Source organism: Nocardia sp. BMG51109, from assembly GCF_000526215.1.
GTDB lineage: Bacteria > Actinomycetota > Actinomycetes > Mycobacteriales > Mycobacteriaceae > Nocardia.
In genome coordinates this window covers 915,138-935,760 of sequence record NZ_JAFQ01000004.1, presented here as the reverse complement: position 1 = coordinate 935,760, position 20,623 = coordinate 915,138, and the positions used below count along the sequence as shown (strand labels likewise).

The window sequence follows — 20,623 nt, the reverse complement described above, 5'->3', positions numbered from 1 at the left end:
GGTTCGCCTGGCGCATAAGCGGACTCCGGTGGTTACTGGTTGTTTGCGAGGAGTGCATACTGTGCTGCTGCGCGCTGATGAGCGTCCTGCAGTTGGTCTCCGTCGACAGTGGCTACGTACTGGCGGTAGCTGACCGCGCATCGAAAACGGAATGGTCCGTCCGCCCGATCGGGAGAGATATTTTCTCCGCAGCTGGAATCGGCGATGTTCTGTGGCCGCTCGGCGGGTGTTGGAAATGACTCGGCGATAAGCGTGGACCGTAGTGTGGCCGCCGTGTCACTGTCACGAGTACGGAACACTTTCGACGTATTGCCGTTTCCTCCTTTCGTCAGCGAGAATTTATCGACTCCCATATCCGTCATCTTCTTTTTCCAGGACTCTTGATCGGAGATCCGGTGGAGATATCCCCGCAGGCCGAAAGATTCATTGCTTTTGATGATAGGAATGCCGAGTCGATCGGGATTGAGGGTGCGGTTCAGCATACCATCGGCATCGAGAGGGAGTCTGACGACGTCTTCGGTGCTCAATGGGGGAAGGGCATCCAGAAGAGGTATTTGGGCCGCGTAGGTTTTTGTTACCAGTTCGGTCAGCAAGTTGATATTTGCGGATGGGAGACCGGCATACACGTATATTACGTATTTTCCATGTGCCAAGGTCGTCCCGACGGTGGAGACGGTGGGCCGCCAGTGGGAATGTGCGCGCGGATAGGCGGGTAACGTGATCGACTGATTCTGATCCGGGGCTACGGCGAAGTCGGTTTCGTCGAATTCCCGGGCGGCTCGATCTGCGGCCTCGTCGCTGGGGAACTGCATCACGGTCAGTGTGGTGAAGGTGTTGTCGGCACGTTCCGGGGTGGAGTCGGCGGACGGTTTATCGCTGGTACCGGCCGCGAAGCCGAACATCATGCCGTTTCGTTCGGCAACAGGACCGTTGACATCGGCCAGAACCTTTGTGGTACTTTCCTTATCGGTTATCGGGATGAATCCCGTCCCATACCTCAAACGTTTGTCTATTTCCGGCCCCGTCGCCACTTGGTCGGCCAATCGGCCGATGGCCAGTTGTCTTGCCGAATCCAGGTCATGGGTATAGGCGTCGCGGAGGTCTAGTGGAAACTTCGAGTATGTTCCGGCGTCGAGTTTTCGGACGTCTATTTCCGCCGCCATCGCGTTGCTGGAGGTGTCCGAGCCGCATGCGACGAGTGTCGCGCAGGTGGCGAGCACGGCCGCCATGCTGCCGACGGCCCGGATTCCTGGTCTGAACATACGCTTGTCCTGCTCGTATTCTCGGTGGTCAGCGGCTGTTTACAAGGATTGCGTATTGCGCGGAGATCCGCTGGTACACGTCGGTAGGTTGTTCTGCTGACACCACGGCCGCATAGCGGTCGAATGACACGGCGCAGTAGTATCGGTTCCAACGCGTGTTCGGGTTTCTCGGGCCAAGGCATCGGGCCGTCGGTAGATTCGGTGGTGGCTCGATGCTGTGCCATGCCTTGGTTGCGCCCAGCTTCTGGTGGGCGAGATTTCGCGCGGATGCGGCGTCACGTGCCCGATACACGAAGTCACCGTTCCAGGCGATACGGTCCACCTCGTTTTTCTCGAATGTCCCGGTGTCATCACCGAACAGCTGAGCCCGCTGCTTCGGAGCAGGCGCGAGTTGTAGCCCGCCTCGTCGGCTGTATACGCCTGGAATACCCTGTTTCGACTGGTCCTTGAAAGTTGTCGGGAGGGCTCGACTCAGCATTCCGTCCGGGTCGATATTCGTTTCCATGAGCTTGTCCGATGGTGTCGGCGCGAAATTCTGTAACGCTCCCGAATATGCAGCAATACTCTTCTCGACATAGGACGCCAGCCGGGGCGTATCGGTAGATTTCAGAGTTTCCATGATATCGTCCTGGACGTAGGTCAAGATGACATATCGACCCATTGCATACCACGATTTAAGCTGGCCCGGATGGTTGGATTGTGCATGCGCTGCAGGGTATTTACCGATATCGACCAGTGCGCTGTTCGGTGTAGCCTCGCGGTCGGCCAGCGCCAAGGCGTCGGCTGCCTGCATCGAATTCTGTTCTGTATCGAACATCATGACGATATTGTGGACAGCGATGGACAATCCGGGATCGGGGGAGGTGTGTCCGGATGTCAAGAATCCACAGACCAGACCTTTGATGTCATTGTCGAGACGTTTGCCGTCCACTGTGGACCACGTACGGTAGACCGGACTGTCGAAACTGATCATGATGCGGGCGCCATCGTCGTCGTCGGCGACGTACTTCATCGACGGGTCGATCTCTACCGGTAATGGCAGTTGGTCGGCCAATCTCCAGGCCTCTACCGCTCTCGCCTGTTCAGGGCTGTTCGGCTTCCCGTACACCTTGGGTTGCGTCGGATTGTTCCCCACGTCCAACCGGCTCAGGTCCACCACCGGATCGGCCTGCGTGTCAGTCGAACCCGCATCATCGGACCCACACCCCGCGACCCCCGCCAGCACCGACGTGAGCACAACGGCGACCAGCCCCCGGATCAGCCTGTCCATCTCTCCCCTCCGAATCAACCGGCCGCACGAGCAGGCGGCCATCTCGCCGAACCGCGAAGCCGACGCGGCTACCTGGCGAACGCTCGGGTCAACATAGCACCTACCGATCCCGGCGGCATCGAGTCGAGTTGGTCATGACCCCGGTCGGGGTCGACAGAGCCTTCTGGGCCTGCACTGGCTCGGTCCACGTCGATCGGGGATGTCCAGATCGAGGTTCGTGGAGGACGACAGGGAGATTCCGTGCTCACTGGTTGTTGGCCAGCAGCGCGTACTCCGCCGCCGCACGCTGATGGACATCCTGTAGCTGATCCCCCTCCACGGCGGCCACATACCGGCGATAGTTCACCGCGCAGCGGAACCGCTTGGTCTTGTAGCTCGCCGACTTGTCTTCTCCGCATACGGAATCCGGGACACCGGCAGGCGCGTCGGCGGGGCTCGGGAATGTCTTCTCGAGGATTACCGACCGGAGCGTGGCGGCGGAAGCGCTGTCGCGCGTGCGGAATACCGTGGACGTGCTTCCGGACGGCTCGCGAGTCAACGAGACTCTGTCCAGGCCCGTATCCGCCGACCTCTTCCGCCACACCTCCTGGTCGGCGAGCTGATGCAGGAATCCGCGCAGGCCGTAGGTGATCTGGTTCTTGGCGTCCGGGGTGCCGAAGCCGTCGGGGTTGAGGGTGCGGTTGAGCATTCCGTCCGGGTCCGCGGGGAGGCGCAGCATCTCTTCGAGACTCAGCGGCGGGAGCGCGTCGAGGAGTGGGATCTGGGTGCTGTAGGCCTTTTCCACGAGGACGGTGAGCGAGGAGATATCGGCGGCGGGGAGTCCGGCGTAGAGGTTGATGACGTATTTGCCGTGCGCCATGGTCGATCCGATGGTGGACACGGTGGGGCGCCAATGCGAGTGTGCGGCCGGATAGGCGGGCAGGGCGACGGGCTGGTTCTGGTCGGGCGCGACGGCGAAGTCGGTTTCGTCGAACTCTCGCGCTGCTCGGGAGGCGGCCTCGTCGCTCGGGAATTGCATGACGGTCAGCGTGGTGAAGGTGTTGTTGGCGCGCTGTGGCGTGGCATCGGTGGTTTGTACGTCGGCGGCACCCGCGCCGTAGCCGAACATCAGGCCGTTTCGTTCGGCGACCGGTCCGTTGACGTCGGCGAGAACATCCATGACATCCGCTTGGCCGGTGATCGGCGTCGATCCCGTTCCGTACATCAAGCGGTCGTCTATCTCGTGTCCCGTCGCCAGCTGATCGGCGAGCCGGACGGCGGCCAGATGCCTGGCGGCGGTCGCGCGGTACGGGTAGGTGTACCGAAGGTCCAGCGGGACCGTCGAATACGGTCCGACCTCGAGTTTCCGGACGTCTATTTCCGCCGCCGTCGCGGTGCCGGAGGCGTCCGAGCCGCACCCCGTGAGTGCGGCGCAGGCGACGAGTACGGCCGCGGCAGCGCCGAAGCCTCGTATTCCTGATCGAAACATGCGCATGTCCTGCTCTCGGTGGTCAGCGGCCGTTCGCCAGCAGGGCGTACTGCGCGGATATCCGTTGATGCACGTCTGCCAGCTGGTTCGCCGCCACCCTGGCCGCGTACCGGTCGAACGAGACCGTGCAGTAGTAGTTGATCGAGTACTGGCTGGGAACCTTCAGGCCGAGACACCGGGCCGCCGGCAGTTCCTTCGGCGCTTCGACGGTGCGCAACTGCTTGCTCGGAGCCGACTTCAGTTCGGCGATCCGCCGAGCGCCGGCGGCATCGCGCGCCCGATATACGAAGCCGCCGTTCCAGGAGATCCGGTCCACCCCGGTTTCCTCGAACAGGGGTGTATCTTCCTGCGGATCGGCCGAGAACTGCAGCCCGCCGTGCCGGTCGTACCGGCCCGGTATGCCCCGCTGCGATTGATCGACGGTCACCGTCGGCAGTGCCCGGCCGAGCATCCGGTCCGGATCGACGTCGAGTTGCAGCAGCTGATCGGACGGTGTCGGTGTGAAACTCTGCACCGCACGAGTATTGGCCTCGATACTCTTTTCCACATACGGCGTCGCCCGGGACAGGTCGGCCTTCTCGAACTGCCCCATGACGTTGTCGTAGGCGACGCTGAAAATGACGTACCGACCCGTCGCGTACCAGGACTTCAGTTCCCCGGGATAGGTCGACTGCGCATGCGCCGCAGGGTATTTGCCGACACCGACGGGCGTGGTACCCGGCGTCGACTCCAGGTCGGCCCGGGCCATGAGATCGGCGGCCTCGGTCGCATTCTGCTCGTTCTCGAAGAGCATGACGAGATTGCTGACACCGATGGACAGGTCGGCCACGGGATCGGTCTGCCCGGTTGTCGCGAAGCCGCAGAGGAAGCCCTTGACCTCACCGTTGAGTCGGTTGGCGTCCGCCGGCGACAGCGCGTGATAGAGCTGCGTGTCGAAGGAGATGAAAGTCCGCGCCAGGGAATCGGCCTGGGGCGCGGCATATTTCACCGCCGGATCGATCTCCACCGGCAGCGGCAGATGATCGCCCAACCGCATGGCCTCCAGTAGCTTCGCCTGTTCCAGGCTGGTCGCCTTGCCGTATTCCTTGGGCTGCGTCGGATTGTTCCCGACGTTCAGCCGACTCAGATCGACGGCCGGATCGGCCGGCGGGTGATCCTCGCCGGAACCACATGCGGCGGTATTCGCCACCACGAACGTGAGCGCGACAGCGGCCAGCGTCCGCGTGAGCCTGTTCATCCGTCCCCTCCGAAATCACCCCGGCCGCATCGAGCAAGCGGCCGTCTCACCGGAGGAAGCCGACGCGGCCGCCCGGCGAGTACCGGGAAAATCTAGCACCAGCGCACCGGTCTCACGGCTGCCACTGGCTGTTCGCGAGGAGCGCGTACTGCGCGGCCGCCCGCTGATGGGCGTCGAGCAGCTGATCGGCGGACAGATAACTCACATACTGGCGGTAGACGACGATGCAGGTGAAACGCTTGTCGTCCGCGTCCGACGACAGAACGCTGCTGACCTTGTTCTCCACGCAGGTGGAATCGGGAACATTGGCCGGTGCATCGGCCTGCTTGGCCACCGGCGAAATGCTGAGCCGTTCGGCCGCGGCCCTTTTCGCGGATTCGTCGCTCTCGGCCCGGGCCAGCAGGGCGGCGTCGGTGATGGCGAATCGGTCGGCGCCGATCGCCTCGAAGGTCTGTTTCGCCTGCGCGCGATAGGGCAGGAATTGCAGGATTCCACGCCGGCCGTAGATTCCCGGAAATCCGGTGAATCCGGGTTTGTAGGTTTCCTCGGGATTCAGGGTGCGACTCAGGATGTGGTCCTGGTCCCACGGGAGATGCAGGGTCTCCTCGTCGGAGATCGGTTTCAGCTGATCCAGCAGTGGCAATTGGGTGTCGTAGGCCTTCTCGCTGAGCGAGCTGATCGCGGCCTGATCCGGCTGCGCGGCGGTGACCACGGCGGCGGCGACGTAGGAGCCGTGCGCGAGGAAGGAACGGCCGGTCGGGCTCCCGGGGCGCCACTGGCCTTGTGCGTCGGCGTATTTCGAGAGCCGGATCGGCTGCGTCCTGTCCTTGTTCGCCTCGACGTCGGCCTGGTAGAACTCGTGCGCGGCGCGCTGCGCCGAATCGGCGTCGGGGAACTGCATCACCAGCATGTTGACGGTCGTCGCGCCGGGAGTATGGCGGCTGACCTCCGGCCACCCGTAGTCGATGATGGAGGTCAGGCGGTCCCCGCCTTCGGATTTGAAGCCGAACAGCATCTTGTTGCGCTTGGCGATCTCCTCGGTGGCCTCGGTCTTGCCCAGCAGCGAATCCATCACCCCGGCGGAGAAGTCGCCCGAATCTGCACTGAATGTCAGCCGGGGGTCGACATCTACGGCCGTCGCCACATAGTCGGCCAGGCGCATCGCACCGATGCCGCCCATGGCATAGAAGCCGGGCCGGTAATCGGCGTAGATATCCACCGGTTCGATGGGATAGGAGCCGACATCGAGCTTGCGGATATCGACCTCGCTCGGTCCCGCGGTGCCCGCGATGGTCGAACCGCAGCCGCTCAGCGCCACCACCAGGCCGACGGCGACCACCGCGCCCGCCAGCCCGCGCATTCCCCGCATCACCGTCGACCCATTCATCCGGCGTTCACCAGCATCGCGTACTGCGCGGAGATCCGCTGCTGTGCGTCCAGCAACTGGTTGGCCCAGGCCATCGAGGTATACCGGCCGTAAGCGACCGAGCAGTAGTAGCGCGTCGCCATCTGTTCTTTTCCGTGGTACTCGCGGCATTTGGCGGCCGGGAGATTCTTCGGGGGCTCGGCGGTGCGGAAATTCCGTGTCGCGTTGCTGAGTTCGTCGCGAAGCTTTTCGGCGGAACGGGCGTCCCGCGCGCGGTACAGCTCTGTGCCGTAATCGGCGAACTTGTCCACGCCGGCCTCGTCGAAGTTCTGCTGTGTCGCCACCCGATCGGTGCTGAAATGCAGTGCCGCGTGCGCGTTGTACACGCCCGGCGGATTCAGCCAGGCCCCGTCGGTGTCCTCCTTGGGCCGGATCAATGTCCGCCCGAGCATGCCCTCGTCGTCGATCGGCTTCGACATCAGCTGATCGGGCGGGGTCGGTGTGAACTTGGCGATCGCGGGTACGACGGTGTCCAGGCTCTTCTGCAGCAGCGCCGTCAGCACCGGCTGATCCACCTTGTTCAGCCACACCTTGGCCTGGTCGTAGATCCAGGTGTAGACCACGAAACGCCCGGTGGCGTACCACGATCCGATCGACTGCACGGTCGGATCCCAGTGCGCGTGCGCGTCCGGGTATTTCGCGACCGGAACCGGCTGATTCCGGTCGTTGAACGAGAAGTCGGTGCGCTCCAGCGCGGCCGCGGCGGCCGCGGCCTTCTGCTCGTCGGGGAACAGCAGCACGGTATTGGCCAGTTCCATGCCCTGGTTGTACGGGTCGTTGCGGGCGTAGCTGCCGAAGCCGCCGACGAGATCGGGTGCGTCCGCGCGGAACCGCTCGACGTCGACCTTGATGATGTCGTTGAGCAGCGAATGCTCCGGATCGATGAACACCATCGCGGAGAACGGCGCGGGATGCACGAATCCCGGATCGATATCCGAGGGCAGCGGCACGTAATTGCCGAGCCGCTCCGCCTCGATCTGCCTGGCCTGCTCCATATTCTTCGGGGTGCCCATATCGCGAGGTTGCGGGCTGTAGGGCCCGAGATCGAGCGAGCCGATTTCGACGGGCGGGGCAGGAGGCGGCGCCGCGGCGTCGCTGCCGTCCGATCCGCACCCGGCCGCCGCCAGCGTGGCAACCAGCGCGGCCGCCAGGAGTCCCGTGGTCCTCCGCATACATCCCCTCCGTCGGAACTCGGCCACCTCCGGCGCGGCCGATTGGCCGGGCGCAGGCGCCGCCGTCGAGCGGTTGACAACATAGCACCCGAGGGGACGAATCGGGCACCGGTGATTTTCGGGGCTCCGCTGTTGCTCGCGAGCGCGACCGGGTGCGGTACCCGTGCGGCCGCCGCATCGGTGAGGTGGCGCGGTTCGCTCGGTGCGACGAGGATGATCTGGTGAAATACGTTCCGCGCGTGGCCCTGTTTCTGGGAATTCCGGCCCTGCTGTTCCTGCTTCCGTGGTGGCTGCTGGTGTATTGCACGAGTAGCGGCCCGCTGCTGTGGGCCGGCTCGGCGGTGTTCCTGCTCGGGTTCGTCTGCCTGCCCGCGGGCCTGCTGCTCGGGCACGGGCCGAGACAGTCCGATGCCGCCGTCATCGTGGGCGACACGCTGCTGGGCGCGGTGTGGGTGCTGTTCAGCTGGTCGGTGATCGGCGCCGTGGTGCGGGCCGGACTGACCGTCGCGGGCGTGGACGATCCGGCGCGGTCGCGCCTCGTGGCCGTCGGGGTGCTCGCGGTGTGGGCGGCGCTGCTGGTGTGGGGGACGGTGGAGGCCCGGCGGGTGCCGCGGGTCCGCACGGTGGAGGTGACCATCCCGGGGCTGGGCCGGGGGCTCGACGGCCTGCGGGCCGTCGTGATCACCGATACGCATTTCGCCGCGCTGGACCGGCTGCGGTGGTCGCGCCGGGTGGTCGAGGTCGTCAACGCGCAGCGGCCGGATATCGTCTGTCACGCAGGCGATCTCGCGGACGGGCCGGTGGCGAGGCGGCGCGCTCAGGTCGAACCGCTCGGCAAGGTCGAGGCCGGGCTGGGCCGGTTCTACATCACCGGCAACCACGAGTACTTCGGCGACGCGCTCGGCTGGATCGAATGCCTGACCGCGCTCGGCTGGCGGCCGCTGCGCAACCAGCACGAGATCGTCGAGCGGGGCGGCGATCGGCTGGTGATCGCGGGTATCGACGATCCGACGGGCGTCGCACTGGACGGGCACGGCCCGGACCTGCCCGCCGCGCTCGCCGGCGCGCCGGACGTGCCGGTGGTGCTGCTGGCCCACCAGCCCAAGCAGATCTCGGCGGCCGTGGAAGCCGGTGTGGCACTCCAGATTTCCGGGCACACGCACGGTGGCCAGATCTGGCCGTTCCACTATCTGGTCCGCCTGGACCAGCCCGTCGTGGCGGGCCTGAGCCGGCACGGCGAGCGCACCCAGCTCTACACCAGCCGGGGCACCGGTTTCTGGGGCCCGGCCCTGCGCGTCTTCGCGCCCAGCGAGATCACCGTCCTGGTGCTGCGTGCTCCCACACCGTGACCAGCCGGTCCTGGTGCTGTGACGTCGCCTCCGTCATTCCGGCGTGTTCTGGACCGGAATCCCACGGGTCCTGGTGGTGGATCCCGCCCAAAGCACGCCGGGGATGACGGGGCGCTGAAATGCCGGAACGGCGGGGCGTGACGAGTGACGTGGCAGTACCAGGGTGGCGTGGTTCGCAGGCCGTGGACCATCCGTGCGCGGGATGCCACGTGACCGAGCGGCGCTGTTGCGGCACGATCCGCAGGTCGCGGACCACCTGCGCGCAGGGCTCGGCCTCGGAGTGCGGATCGCCCGTACGGTGAGGCGGTTCTGCTGTGGGGCCGTGGGCCGCGTGTGGGGCCGGTCGATGTCGTGTGGCCGAGCGGCGCTATTGCGGTGTGATCCGCAGATCGTTGGCTACCTGCGCGCAGGGGCCGGCCATGGGTTGCCAATCGCCCGAAGGGTATTGGCACCCGACGCTGACCTGGAGCCCGGAGTCGACGACCACCTGCCAGCGGACCGTCGTGCCGTCGGGTGGGTACTCGTCGTAGGACAGGCCGGGGCGGCCGTTCGGGTCGGAGGTGCGGTGCAGGTCGGTGACCGTCCCCGTCGGGCGGCGCCGCATCTGCGACTCCAGGGTGCGCGCGACGTCGTCGATGCCGGCCCCGGGCGTGAGATCGGTCTGCGCGAGCGTGATCCGCCGGCGCGCACCGTCGTCCGGCATCAGGTCCGCGCGGGCGTCCGACCGGGATGCGACGTGCCAGCCCCCGGGCACCGGAACTCGGACGCGGCCGAACGTTCGGGTGACCGCCCGAGCGTCGGGCGTCGCCGCCGGGGCGGATGTCGCTGCCCGCGTATCCGCCGCCGTGTCGTCCGGCGATCGCGTGAGCAGCACGGCCACGCCCACCACCACCGCGAGCACGACGACGGCGGCGCCGAGCAGGAGCATCGGGGCGCGGCGCCGCGGTGGCCGGGCCGCGATCGCATGCTCGCGCAGCGAGGCCTCTCGATCCGGCGGCGGCTCGATCGCCCGGCCGGCCGGCGGACCCGGCTGGGGGAGTGCGGCCGGCACTTGTGCCCCGCGGATCAGATCGGCACCGGCGACCGGGCGGACATCGACCGGGAAGCCGCACTGCGCGGTGATCGCCGCGCGCAGGCCCTCCAGCAGGTGAGGCTCCGAAATACCCACGGCCAGTAGATAGGTCGGTGTCTGACCGGCGAGTAGCCGGGCCACCACCGCGGCGATCGCCGCGAGTCCCGGCCCGTCGCCGGCGTCGGTGAGCCCGACGGCCGGCTCGTATTCGCAGGCGTCGATCCACAGTCGTGCGCCGGAGCGCCCGACCAGGGTCACGGTGGTGGTCAGCGGGTTCGGCTCGAGGACCGCGATCCGCTGGCCCTGTGCGGTGCTGGCGCCCAGTGCGACCGCCCGCAACGCCAGCGGTTCCACCGTCACCTCGGCGGCCAGGCGCGTCGCCGCCGCCCGCACCGCCGCGCGGCGCCGCCGGCCCCACTCGGAGGGGGCCAGCACGGTGAGGCGCTCGCACGGGCCGGGCAGGCGCAGATTGGTCAGCACCGCGCCGAGCAGCACCGCGAACGCGTCGGCCGCGGTCGGCATGGTGGGATACGCGATCCGGTCGGCCTCCGCGAACCGCACCACCGACACCGCCGGGTACTGCGGCCGCAATGCTTCTCCCACAACGAAACTCGCGCCGTCGCTGGCCGGCACGATCGACGGCGGGCCGTTCCAGTACGTGGTCTCGCTGCGCGCCCACAGCCGGGTGTCGGTCAGGACCAGTTCGACGGTGGACATCAGCGGGCCGCTGCCCCCGGCTCGGCGCTGCGCGGCGTCGGGACGGCGGCCCCGGCCCACAGGATTCTCGCGGCGCGGTGCACGCCCTCCCCCTTCCGTAGGTCTCGCGGAATCCTACTGCAGCCACCCGGCGGCTACCGGATCGTCAGTAGTTGTTCGCCATCAGCGCGTACGCGGCGGCCGTGCGGTACTCGACGTCCGTCCGGTCGCTGCCGACGACCGCCTGGACGTACCGGTGGTACGGAACGTAACAGCGGTAGCGGGATTCGTTCTGGGGATCGCCGGTGGCGTTGAGCTGCAGGCACTTCGCGCCCGGGACCGCGTTCGGCGCGGTCGCGTCGTCGTATTGCGGGCCCGCGGCCGACAGCATCCCGTCGACCAGGTGGAGGGCCGCGTCGGCGTCGCGCACACGCAGCACCGAACTGGTCTCGGCGATGGCGACGGCATCCAGTCCGGTGTCGTCGACCAGGCGCTGCCGGGCGGTCTCGTCGGCCGCGGTGTGCACGAAGGCCGGTGCGCCGAAGACGGCGAAGCGCTCCGGATGGGCCACCTGGTAGCGATCCCGGACGACCGCCCGGGCCAGCAGCCGGTCCGGATCCACCGGCAGCTCGGCCAGCCGATCCCGCGGCGTCGCCCGGAAACGGTCCAGCTCCGGTGTCTGCGCGTCCAGGGTCTTGCGCACCCAGGCGAGCAGATCGTGTTCGTCGGCGCTGGGCCGCTCGATGAACAGCGAGATCACGAATTCCCGGTGCGCCATGAAGGTGCCGACGGTGGGCACGCCGGGCCGGTAGTGCACGTAGGCGCCGGGGTGGGAGGGCACCGTGAGCTTCCGGTTCAGGTCGGGTGCCACGCCGAAGTCGGTGTCCTCGAGTTCGCGGGCGGCCGCCGCCGCGGACTCGGGATCCGGGAAACGCAGGACCAGATCGGTGATCGAGGTGGCGTTCGGGGCGGCCGCGTCGGCGCGGTCGCTGCCGCCGGAGACGTAGCCGACAACCATCCGGTGCCGGTCCAGCACCGGCTTGGCGACACCGGCGAGCAGATGCTCGGTGGCGTCGGCACTGTCGGCCACCACTCGGCCGCCCGCGCCGACCGCCAGCGACGGATCGATCCGGACGCTCGGCACCACGGCCTGCGACATCCGCATGCCCTCCAGCAGCGGGCCCTTGCCGCCCGGACCCGGGTCGTAGCTGTGCCGGTCGGTGGCGTACGGACCGACATCCAATGCGCGCACATCGATTTCGGCCGGAACCGGCGTGCCGGTCGTGCCGCATCCGGTCAGCAGTCCCGCCAGTACGAGGCTCGCGACAACGAACGGTCCCGGTGTTCTGCGGCGCATGACAGCCCCCGTTTCTCCAGCTGTGGAGTCTCAAATTACCGGACCGCGGGGCGGGCGGCGATGGCGTCGAATCATTTGCCTTAACCTGGTGCATGTGGTGACGACCGCGCAGAGCTACCCCGGAGGTCGATTCCGTTGAGGGATCGGCAGGTCGAGGTTGTCGGCGGTCGCCATGTCGCGGTGCGGGTGGCCGGAGCGGTGGTGCTGGTCGGCCATCGCGGTCCCGGCCCGGTCCATGCCGACGCGCCGGCCATGCTGGCGGCCGAGGCGCTGGCCCAACTGGTCTCGGAGGCGTCCGAACAGGCCCCGGCCGGCCCCGGGCGGCTGATCGCCCGGGAGACGACGGGCTGGCTGATGCGCGATGCCGAGCAGATCAGCCCGGGCCGGCCGATCGATCTGGGCATCCTGTCGCGGGCCGACACCGGCGGGGTGGCGATCTTCCTGCACGGCGCGGTGACGGCGGTGCTGGCCGGGGAGCGCGGGCTCGAACACTATCGGGGCGTGGACGCGGCGTTCACCGTCGACCGGGTGGCCGAGCCGCCGTCGCGGGCCGTGGCGCTGTTCGTCGACGACGACCGGGGCCGGATCCCGGAACTGCCGGAGCGGGGCATCGGATCGCTGGTGGAGGGCGTGGCCCCGGCCGCCGGCGCGATCGTGTGGTTCGAGGCGGAACGGACGCGGGCGCGCGATCGGGCACGGACCGACGGAGGGGCGCATCGGCGGGCGGAGCAGCCGGGCCCGCCCTCGGCGATCGCACCGGAAGCCGGTGCGCGGCAACCTGCTCCGGAGACGGTGCCCGACCCGAACCGGCAACCGCTCGACCCCGATCCGCGAATCTCCGACGATCCGCAGTGGGAGCGCCGTCTGGCGGAGACGCAGCTGGGGCGCCCGGCGCCGGAGCCGCATCCCGGAACACCGCCGCCCGGAACGGACTTCGGTGCCCGGCAGTCACCTCCGGCCGAGACTCCCGCGGCCGGAACCGATGCCGCCGCACCGCCGCCGGATCCGGATCTGGAGCGCCGGATGGAGGAGACCACACGGGCCGACTCGCCGACCGTGCGGGTGGTCGGATTCAAGTGCGCGCGAGCGCATCCCACCGATCCGCGCTCGGCGTTCTGCACCGTGTGCGGGATGCCGGTCGACCAGACCCAGCACCCGGCGGAGGTGGTCCGCCCGCCCCTGGGCATGCTGGTGCTCGACGACGGCATGTCCTATCTGCTGGCCACCGACGCGGTGATCGGCCGCGACCCGGAGAACTCCGACGCCGCCCAGCGCGGTCTGATACCGCTGAAGATCGAGGACTCCTCCGGCGGAATGTCCCGCGCACACGCCGAGATCCACCTGGCCGACTGGGATGTGACGCTCGTCGACCGGGGCTCCACCAACGGCACCCACGCCCGCCTGCCCGGTTACCAGGACTGGATCCGCCTGGCGCCACGGCAACCCATGACCCTGGTCTACGGTGCCGAGATCATGCTCGGCAACCGAGTCCTACGCCTGGAGCCCGCCGCCCCACCGCCGTTCGGCTGAGGTCCGGGCGCAGCCGCATCGTGGCACCGGGCCGAAAGAGCATGACGGGATGAGAACCGGTGTCCCGCAAGGTTTTCGGTCGGGTGTCTCAGTGGCCCGTGAAGTGCGGCGGGCGGCGTTCCAACATCGCGGCGACGGCCTCGTGGTGGTCGGCGGTGTGGTGGGCGACGGCCTGCATGGCGGCGGACAGTTCGAGCAGGCTGTCGAGCGACTGCCACTGTCCCTCGCGGAGCAGCTTCTTGGTCATGCGCAGCGCCTGGGGCGGATTGGCGGCGACCCGGGCGGCCAGCCGGTGGGCGGCGTCGAGCAGTGTGCCGGGCTCCACGACCGTCGAGACCAGGCCCCACTCCAGCGCCGTCGCCGCGTCGATCGGCTCACCGGTGAACGCCATCTCGCTCGCGCGGGCCATGCCGACGGCGCGGGGCAGCAGCCAGGCGCCGCCGTCGCCCGGGATGATGCCGAGCTTGGCGAAGCTCTCCGCGAACGTCGCGGTACTCGCGGCGATCCGCATATCGCACATGAGCGCCAGATCGCAGCCGGCACCCACGGCCGGTCCGTTGACGGCCGCGATGGTCGGAATCTCGCAGTGGTACAGGGCCTTCGGGATCCGCTGGATGCCGTGCCGGTACCCCTGCCGCTGCTCGGCCGGTGATCCGCCGAACATCCCGGCGCCGTCGCGCATGTGCTTGATATTGCCGCCGGAGGAAAAGGCGGTGCCCGCGCCGGTCAGGATGGCCACCCGCAGCGAATCGTCGCGATCGGCGGCGGCGATCGCCTCCTCCAAGGCGGCGATCGTCTCGGTGTCGGAGATCGGATTGCGGGCCTCGGGATTGTTGAGCGTCCAGACGACGACGTCGCCGGTGCGCTCGATCAGGACGGGCTCACTCACCGTTCGCTGCCCGCCGGTCGACCGCCAGCCACGCGGTCGACGCGACCACCGCCGAGACGGCGGCCACCGACGGCCACGCGCCGATCTTCTTGGCCAGCGGATGCGAGACGCCCATGGCCCCCACCGACATTCCGGTCAGCGCGGCAGCGCCACCCGTTCCGACGGCCCTGCGCCAGCGCGGCACGGCGGCCGCCGTCGCCGCCGCGAACACGACTCCGCCGAGCTGCCGCCGCTCGGTCGCCTGCGCCAGCGCGAAGCCTCCGGCGAGACCACCGGCCGCCAGCAGCGATGTGGGAATCCGGGCCATCTGCACAACCTCCGAACTACTACGTCGAGCTACGGATCCGACAGTAATCCGCGGCGGCGCACCCTGATCGCGCGGGTGACCCTATGCCTCCAGGCGCAAGACCCTACGCCTCCAGGCGCAAGACCCTATGCCTCCAGGCGCAGCCCGGTGTCCGGGTGGAACAGATGCACCGTGCTGTCCGCGCGTTTGCGCAGCCGGACCGCCTCGGCCAGCGCGACCGGCGCCCGGCCGGGGCAGCGGACGACGAGTCGCACATCGGGTTCGGTGGCGGTGTGCACGAAGGATTCGCTGCCCAGGCTCTCCACCAGCTCGACGGTGGCCGATACGCCGGTGTCCGCGATCTCGAGCTGCTCGGGCCGCACGCCCACGGTGACGGTCTCCAGCTTCTCCCGCCGCAGCAGCGAGATCTGATCACGTTCCAGCTCCAGCACCGAGTTGCCGATCCGGACACCCTCGGCGGCGACGGGCGCGGTCACCAGATTCATCGCCGGCGATCCGATGAACCCGGCGACGAACGTATTGACCGGGCGATCGTAAAGCTCGGCGGGCGAGGCGAATTGCTGCAACCTGCCGTCGCGCAGCACCGCCACCCGGTCGCCCATCGTCATCGCCTCCACCTGGTCGTGGGTGACGTAGACGGTGGTGGTGCCCAATCGCCGCTGCAGCGCCGCGATCTGGGTGCGGGTCTGCACCCGCAGCTTGGCGTCGAGATTGGACAGCGGCTCGTCCATGCAGAACACCTGCGGTTCCCGAACGATGGCCCGCCCCATGGCAACTCGCTGCCGCTGCCCACCGGACAGCTTGGCGGGCTTGCGGTCCAGGTACTCGGTCAGGTCGAGCAGCTCGGCGACCTCGCCGACCTTGCGGCGGCGCTCGTCGGCGGGTATGCCGCGCATCTTCAACGCGAAACCCATGTTCTCCGCCACGGTCTTGTTCGGGTACAGCGCGTAGTTCTGGAACACCATCGCGATGTCCCGGTCCTTGGACGGCAGTCCCGTCACGTCCTTGCCGCCGATCTCGATGCTCCCCTCATCGATAGCCTCGAGACCGGCGAGCATGCGCAAGGCCGTGGATTTACCGGACCCGGAAGGCCCGACGAGAACGACGAACTCACCGTCGCCGATGTCCAGGTTCAGCGAATCGACCGCGAGCGTGTCCGATCCGGAGTAGATGCACGAGGCGTTGCGGTAGGCGATGGCGACCATGCCCGATCCCTTTCGTAAGTCCGATAGCCCTATTTGATGGCGCCGAACGACAGCCCGCGCACCAGCTTGTTCTGCGCCAGCCACCCGGCCAGCACCACCGGCAGCGCGGCCATGGTGGCGGCCGCCGACAACTTGGCCCAGTACAGTCCCTCACCGGCGATGAAGCCGACCAGGAACACCGGCATCGTCTGCGCCTGCACCGCGGTCAGATTCACCGCGAAGAAGAATTCGTTCCACGCGAAGATCACGCAGATCAGCGCCGTCGCCGCGATTCCGGGCGAGACCAGCGGCAGCACCACCTCGCGCACCGAGCGCCACAGGCTCGCCCCGTCGAGGCTCGCGGCCTCCAGGATCTCGCCGGGAACCTCGAGGAAGAACGAGCGCATCATCCACACCGCGATCGGCAGGTTCATCGCCGTGTAGAGGATGATCAGCGCCCAGATGTTGTCCAGCAGACCGACTTCCGACACGATCACGTACAGCGGCAGGATCGCCGCGACCACCGGCAGCATCTTGGTGCTGAGGAAGAAGAACATGGCGTCGCGGGTGCCCCGCACGGGCCGCAGCGACAGCGCGAAGGCCGCCGGGATGCCGAGCACCAGCACCAGCAGCGTCGAGATCACCGTCGCGAACGCGGAATTGGCCAATCCGGTGCCGACGCCCTGATCGAAGACCGCCCGGAACTGGTCCAGGGTCGGGGAGAAGATCAGCTTCGGCGGATCGGTGTACGCGTCGGCCTCCTGCTTGAAGGCGGTCAGCACCATCCACAGCACCGGGAAGAAGAACCCGATGCCCACGATCCAGGCGACCACACCCCAAGGGTTCATGGTGCGGCGCTTGCGCATTCGGCGCGTGGCCGGTTTCCGGTCGGCGGACTGCTCCGTGGTCGCCGGCGCCGGTATCGTCGTGCTCATCAGGCGGCCTCCTCCTTACCCGTGAACGATGTGAAGATCAGCCGGAGCGCGAAGGTCGCGATGACGATCGTGCCGACCACCACGACCACACCCATCGCGGCCGCCTGTCCCATATCGAAGCCGAGGAAGGCGCGCTGGTAGATGTAGAAGGGCAGGTTGGCGCTGGCGATGCCGGGGCCGCCCTGGGTCATCATGTAGATCGCGTCGAAGGTGTTGACCAGGTACACCGCGCCCAGCACCACGCCGAGTTCGATGAACCGCCGCAGGTGCGGCAGGGTGAGCTCGCGGAACAGCGAAAACGCGCCCGCGCCGTCCACCCGGCCGGCCTCCAGGATGTCGCGCGGCATGGACTGCAGCCCGGCCAGGATCAGCAGCATCATGAAAGGCGTCCACTGCCAGACCATTTCGAGCATCACCGACGCCAGCGGGAAGCGGCTCACCCAGTCGATGTCACCGGCCCCGAACGGCGTGAGCACGAAGTTGACGATGCCGAACACCGGATCCAGCATCGCGGTCTTCCAGACCAGCGCTCCCGCAACGGGAGTCACCAGGAACGGCGTGATCAACAGGGTGCGCACGATGCCGCGCCCGAGGAACGCCCGGTCCAGCAGCAGGGCCAGCAGCAGCCCCAGGAATGCGGAGATCAGCACCACCCCGACGATCATGACGACGGTGTTGAGCGCGACCGACCAGAACTGGCTGTCGCGCACGATCTCCAGGTAGTTCTGCAGCCCGACGAACTTCCGCGAGCCCGGCCGCACCAGGTTCCACGACTGCGTCGAGTAGTACAGCGTGAACAGGAACGGCACCTGGGTGACGACGATCGTGAAGATCAGCGCCGGCAGCAGCGGCCCGCGCCGACGCCAGCCCTCGGCCCGAGATACCTTGGCGTCCTTGGCTTCCTGGATTCGGCGCACCCGCTCGGCGACGGTGGCCGAGTCGGCGGCAAAGGTAGTCATTGCTTCTCCCGGTATGTCTTGCCGACCGCCTCGGCGTACTCCTGCGACTGGGCCAGCGCGTCGGTGACCGGCTTCTGTCCGGCGATCGCCGCGCTGATCTGCTGGCTGACCCGGGTGCCGAGGTCCTGGAACTCCGGAATCGCGAGGAACTGCACGCCGGTGTACGGAACCGGTTGCACGGTGGGCTTGTTCGGGTTCGCGCCCTCGATGGACTCGAGCGTCAGCGGGCCGAACGCCGCGGCGGCCTCCCGGTACTCGGGGATGTCGTAGGTGGACATCCGGCTGCCCGGCGGCACCCGCTCCCAGCCGAGTTGCTCACCGACGGTGCGCAGGTACTTCTTGTCGGTCATCCAGGAGATGAAGCGCCAGGCGGCGTCGTGGTGCCTGCTGTTGACCGGGATTCCGAGCGCCCAGGTGTACAGCCAGCCGGAGGGGTCCTTCTGCGCGATCGGCGCCGGGGCGTACCCGATCTTGCCGACCACCTTGCTCTGTTCCGGGTCCTCCAGCACCGAGACCGCCGACGTCGCGTCGTACCACATGGCGACCCGGCCCTGGGCCAGTTGCGTCGCGCATTCGCCGAATCCGGCTGTCGCCGCCCCCGGTTCGCCGTGCGAGCGCACCAGATCCACGTAGAACTGCACGGCCCGTTCGGTTTCCGGGCTGGTGAGCTGCGGATGCCACTGTTCGTCGAACCAGCGGCCGCCGAAGGTGTTGATCACCGTGTCCAGCGGGGCCAGCAGCTCGCCCCAGCCGGGCTTGCCGCGCAGGCAGATTCCCGCCAGATCGGGCCGGTCCAGCTTGGCCGCGGCGTCGGCGACCTCCGGCCAGGTGGGCTTGGGGGACAACGTGATGCCGGCCTGCTCGAACAGGTCCTTGCGGTACATCAGGAACGACGACTCGCCATAGAACGGCACCGAGTACATATCGCCGTTGTAGGACAGCGACTCCCGCAGCGACGGGACGAAATCGTTCTCGTCGTAGTCGGGTGTCTTGCGCGCATAGTCGGAAAGGTTGACCAGCCAACCGTTCTCGGCCCACTGCCTGGTCTCGTAGTTGCTGATCATCGCGACATCGAACTCGCCGCCGCCCATCGCCGTGGACGCGGTGATCTTGGCGCGCGCCTGATTCTCCGACAGCGTGATGAACCGCAGGTCGATATCCGGATTAGCCGCCTCGAACTGCTTCGCCAGCTGCTGCGCGTCGGTCATCTGGGAGTTGGAGACCATCGCGATCGTGACGGTGTTGTTCGAGGCGCCGAGCGAGCCGGCGCCGGCGCATCCGGACAGGGCCAGGCACAATGCCGAGCCGACGGCCGCGGCGGTGCGGGCCAGTAGTCGGGGCTGCATGCTTTACCTCATCTCATTGCTGCTCGAGAAGCCAACGCGCACAGTCGATATCGCAGATCAGCAGGCGGGCGAAGCCGCCGCGCAGGGCGCCCAGCGCCGCCTCGTGCTTGGCGGCGCCGCCGGTCACCAGGAGGGACTTCGGGCAGGCGCGGATGTCCTCGAGCGCCACCGACACCGTGCGGTCGCTCATCTCGGTGGCCAGGATCGTGCCGTCGGCGGCGAAGAACCGGCCGCCGATTTCGCCGACCGCGCCCTGCCGCGTCAGCGTGTCGAGCATCGCGGTGTCCAGGTAGCTGCCCTCGAACAGCGTGGTCGAGGTGGACACCGGGCCGACGCCGAACATCATCGCCGCCGCCGTCCGGCCCGCCTCCAGGGCGACCGAGAACATCGAATCGGAGCGCAGCGAGGACACCGTCGCCGCGTCGGCGTACAGCGGCGCGGGCAGCCGGATCGGTTCGGCCTGGAGTTGTTCGGCGCAGCGGCCCAGCACGTACTCGCTGCCGGACTGGTAGTCGCCCGTGGTCATCGCGCCGTCGAGCTGCACGATCGCGCGGCAGGCGGCCGCGCCGGTGGGCAGCGCGCGCGCCACCGCGACCGTCTCGGGGCCCCAGGTGAATCCGAGCCGATCGGATTCGGTGAGCCGCCGGGTGAGCAGTCGGGCGGCCGCCCGGCCCACGCCCGCCCAGCTCGCGTGGTCGTCGAGCGGGCCGACGGCATCGACGTTGTCGCCGACGACCACGGCCTCGGTGAGCCCGAAGGCGCGTTCCAGCGCGTATTCCTCGTCGGCGTGCAGCGCGTCGCGCTGGTCGTCGGGCACCGCGACCTCGATGCGGACCAGGCCGCGCGCCTTCGCCCGCGCGACCAGCCGTCCGGCGGTGGGACGCGAAACGCCCAGGCGCGCGGCCACTTCCGCCTGTGTCAAGCCGTCGAGGTAGTAGAGGGTGGCCGCGCGCAATGCCAGTCGCAGATCCTCCGGGGGCGCACCCGCTGCGGGGGGCACTCGTCCGTTGAGCGCCGATCCGGCCATGACAACCACTCCGATGTCTTCCCGTGCGACGCCCCGCCGAATACGAGCACAGTCGGGGGGTGAGCAAATGCTCAGGGGTGCGTCGATCTGCTCATCACGCTAGCATGCGGAATGTGATGCAGACAACACCTTCGCGG

17 protein-coding genes are annotated in these 20,623 nt (G+C 68.0%); 2 read left to right on the top strand and 15 right to left on the bottom strand.

The genetic code is table 11. The features are described 5' to 3' along the window. Window positions 1-32: 32 nt before the first annotated feature. From D892_RS0105755 to D892_RS0105730, 6 genes are all read right to left on the bottom strand, one after another. Entirely contained in the window at window positions 33-1,262 is a 1,230-nt protein-coding gene (locus D892_RS0105755) for a hypothetical protein (protein ID WP_198036843.1), read from the bottom strand. A 28-nt stretch (window positions 1,263-1,290) separates the two neighbouring features. Next, window positions 1,291-2,532 carry a hypothetical protein gene (locus tag D892_RS0105750; RefSeq protein WP_024800329.1) on the bottom strand — a complete coding sequence of 414 codons (1,242 nt, stop codon included), beginning with the start codon at window positions 2,530-2,532 and terminating at the stop codon, window positions 1,291-1,293. A 244-nt stretch (window positions 2,533-2,776) separates the two neighbouring features. Further along, window positions 2,777-4,000 carry a hypothetical protein gene (locus tag D892_RS0105745; RefSeq protein ID WP_036566777.1) on the bottom strand — a complete coding sequence of 408 codons (1,224 nt, stop codon included), beginning with the start codon at window positions 3,998-4,000 and terminating at the stop codon, window positions 2,777-2,779. A gap of 22 nt (window positions 4,001-4,022) precedes the next feature. Further along, complete coding sequence (locus tag D892_RS0105740; RefSeq protein WP_024800327.1) at window positions 4,023-5,237, bottom strand: hypothetical protein; 1,215 nt, start codon at window positions 5,235-5,237, stop codon at window positions 4,023-4,025. Between the two features lie 112 nt (window positions 5,238-5,349). Beyond that, window positions 5,350-6,624, bottom strand: coding sequence for a hypothetical protein (locus tag D892_RS0105735; protein ID WP_156959401.1), 1,275 nt, complete (start codon window positions 6,622-6,624; stop codon window positions 5,350-5,352). Then, entirely contained in the window at window positions 6,621-7,835 is a 1,215-nt protein-coding gene (locus D892_RS0105730; RefSeq protein ID WP_024800325.1) for a hypothetical protein, read from the bottom strand. The genes D892_RS0105735 and D892_RS0105730 overlap by 4 nt, the downstream gene beginning before the upstream one ends. A gap of 221 nt (window positions 7,836-8,056) precedes the next feature. Between D892_RS0105730 and D892_RS0105725 the strand changes: the two genes are divergently transcribed. Continuing rightward, window positions 8,057-9,184, top strand: coding sequence for a metallophosphoesterase (locus D892_RS0105725; RefSeq protein WP_156959400.1), 1,128 nt, complete (start codon window positions 8,057-8,059; stop codon window positions 9,182-9,184). A 367-nt stretch (window positions 9,185-9,551) separates the two neighbouring features. Here D892_RS0105725 and D892_RS0105720 read toward each other — a convergent pair whose 3' ends face one another. Together D892_RS0105720 and D892_RS0105715 are read right to left on the bottom strand one after the other, a co-directional pair. After that, window positions 9,552-10,973 carry a type VII secretion-associated protein gene (locus D892_RS0105720; RefSeq protein WP_156959399.1) on the bottom strand — a complete coding sequence of 474 codons (1,422 nt, stop codon included), beginning with the start codon at window positions 10,971-10,973 and terminating at the stop codon, window positions 9,552-9,554. Between the two features lie 145 nt (window positions 10,974-11,118). Beyond that, complete coding sequence (locus D892_RS0105715) at window positions 11,119-12,309, bottom strand: hypothetical protein (protein WP_024800322.1); 1,191 nt, start codon at window positions 12,307-12,309, stop codon at window positions 11,119-11,121. Window positions 12,310-12,444: 135 nt separating this feature from the next. Here D892_RS0105715 and D892_RS0105710 point away from each other — a divergent pair, with 135 nt between their 5' ends. Further along, window positions 12,445-13,839: an FHA domain-containing protein gene (locus tag D892_RS0105710; protein ID WP_024800321.1), complete on the top strand. Its 1,395-nt coding sequence runs from the start codon at window positions 12,445-12,447 to the stop codon at window positions 13,837-13,839. 88 nt (window positions 13,840-13,927) lie between these two features. Here the strand turns inward: D892_RS0105710 and D892_RS0105705 are convergent, their stop codons facing one another. The 7 genes from D892_RS0105705 to D892_RS0105675 form a co-directional block, all read right to left on the bottom strand. Beyond that, the gene (locus D892_RS0105705; protein WP_024800320.1) at window positions 13,928-14,728 is read right to left on the bottom strand and encodes a crotonase/enoyl-CoA hydratase family protein; all 801 of its coding nucleotides are present in this window, start codon (window positions 14,726-14,728) and stop codon (window positions 13,928-13,930) included. Beyond that, window positions 14,721-15,035: a hypothetical protein gene (locus tag D892_RS0105700; protein WP_024800319.1), complete on the bottom strand. Its 315-nt coding sequence runs from the start codon at window positions 15,033-15,035 to the stop codon at window positions 14,721-14,723. Before D892_RS0105700 ends, D892_RS0105705 begins: the two co-directional genes overlap by 8 nt. Window positions 15,036-15,160: 125 nt before the next feature. Next, window positions 15,161-16,240: an ABC transporter ATP-binding protein gene (locus D892_RS0105695; RefSeq protein ID WP_024800318.1), complete on the bottom strand. Its 1,080-nt coding sequence runs from the start codon at window positions 16,238-16,240 to the stop codon at window positions 15,161-15,163. A gap of 29 nt (window positions 16,241-16,269) precedes the next feature. Beyond that, a complete protein-coding gene (locus D892_RS0105690; RefSeq protein WP_024800317.1) occupies window positions 16,270-17,154 on the bottom strand; it encodes a carbohydrate ABC transporter permease in 885 nt (294 codons plus the stop codon). Beyond that, a complete protein-coding gene (locus D892_RS0105685) occupies window positions 17,154-18,113 on the bottom strand; it encodes a carbohydrate ABC transporter permease (RefSeq protein ID WP_024800316.1) in 960 nt (319 codons plus the stop codon). The genes D892_RS0105690 and D892_RS0105685 overlap by 1 nt, the downstream gene beginning before the upstream one ends. Beyond that, window positions 18,110-19,459, bottom strand: coding sequence for a sugar ABC transporter substrate-binding protein (locus D892_RS0105680; protein WP_024800315.1), 1,350 nt, complete (start codon window positions 19,457-19,459; stop codon window positions 18,110-18,112). The genes D892_RS0105685 and D892_RS0105680 overlap by 4 nt, the downstream gene beginning before the upstream one ends. A gap of 13 nt (window positions 19,460-19,472) precedes the next feature. After that, window positions 19,473-20,486 (bottom strand): sugar-binding transcriptional regulator, encoded by a 1,014-nt coding sequence (locus D892_RS0105675; RefSeq protein ID WP_024800314.1) that lies wholly within the window; start codon window positions 20,484-20,486, stop codon window positions 19,473-19,475. Between the last annotated feature and the right edge of the window lie 137 nt (window positions 20,487-20,623).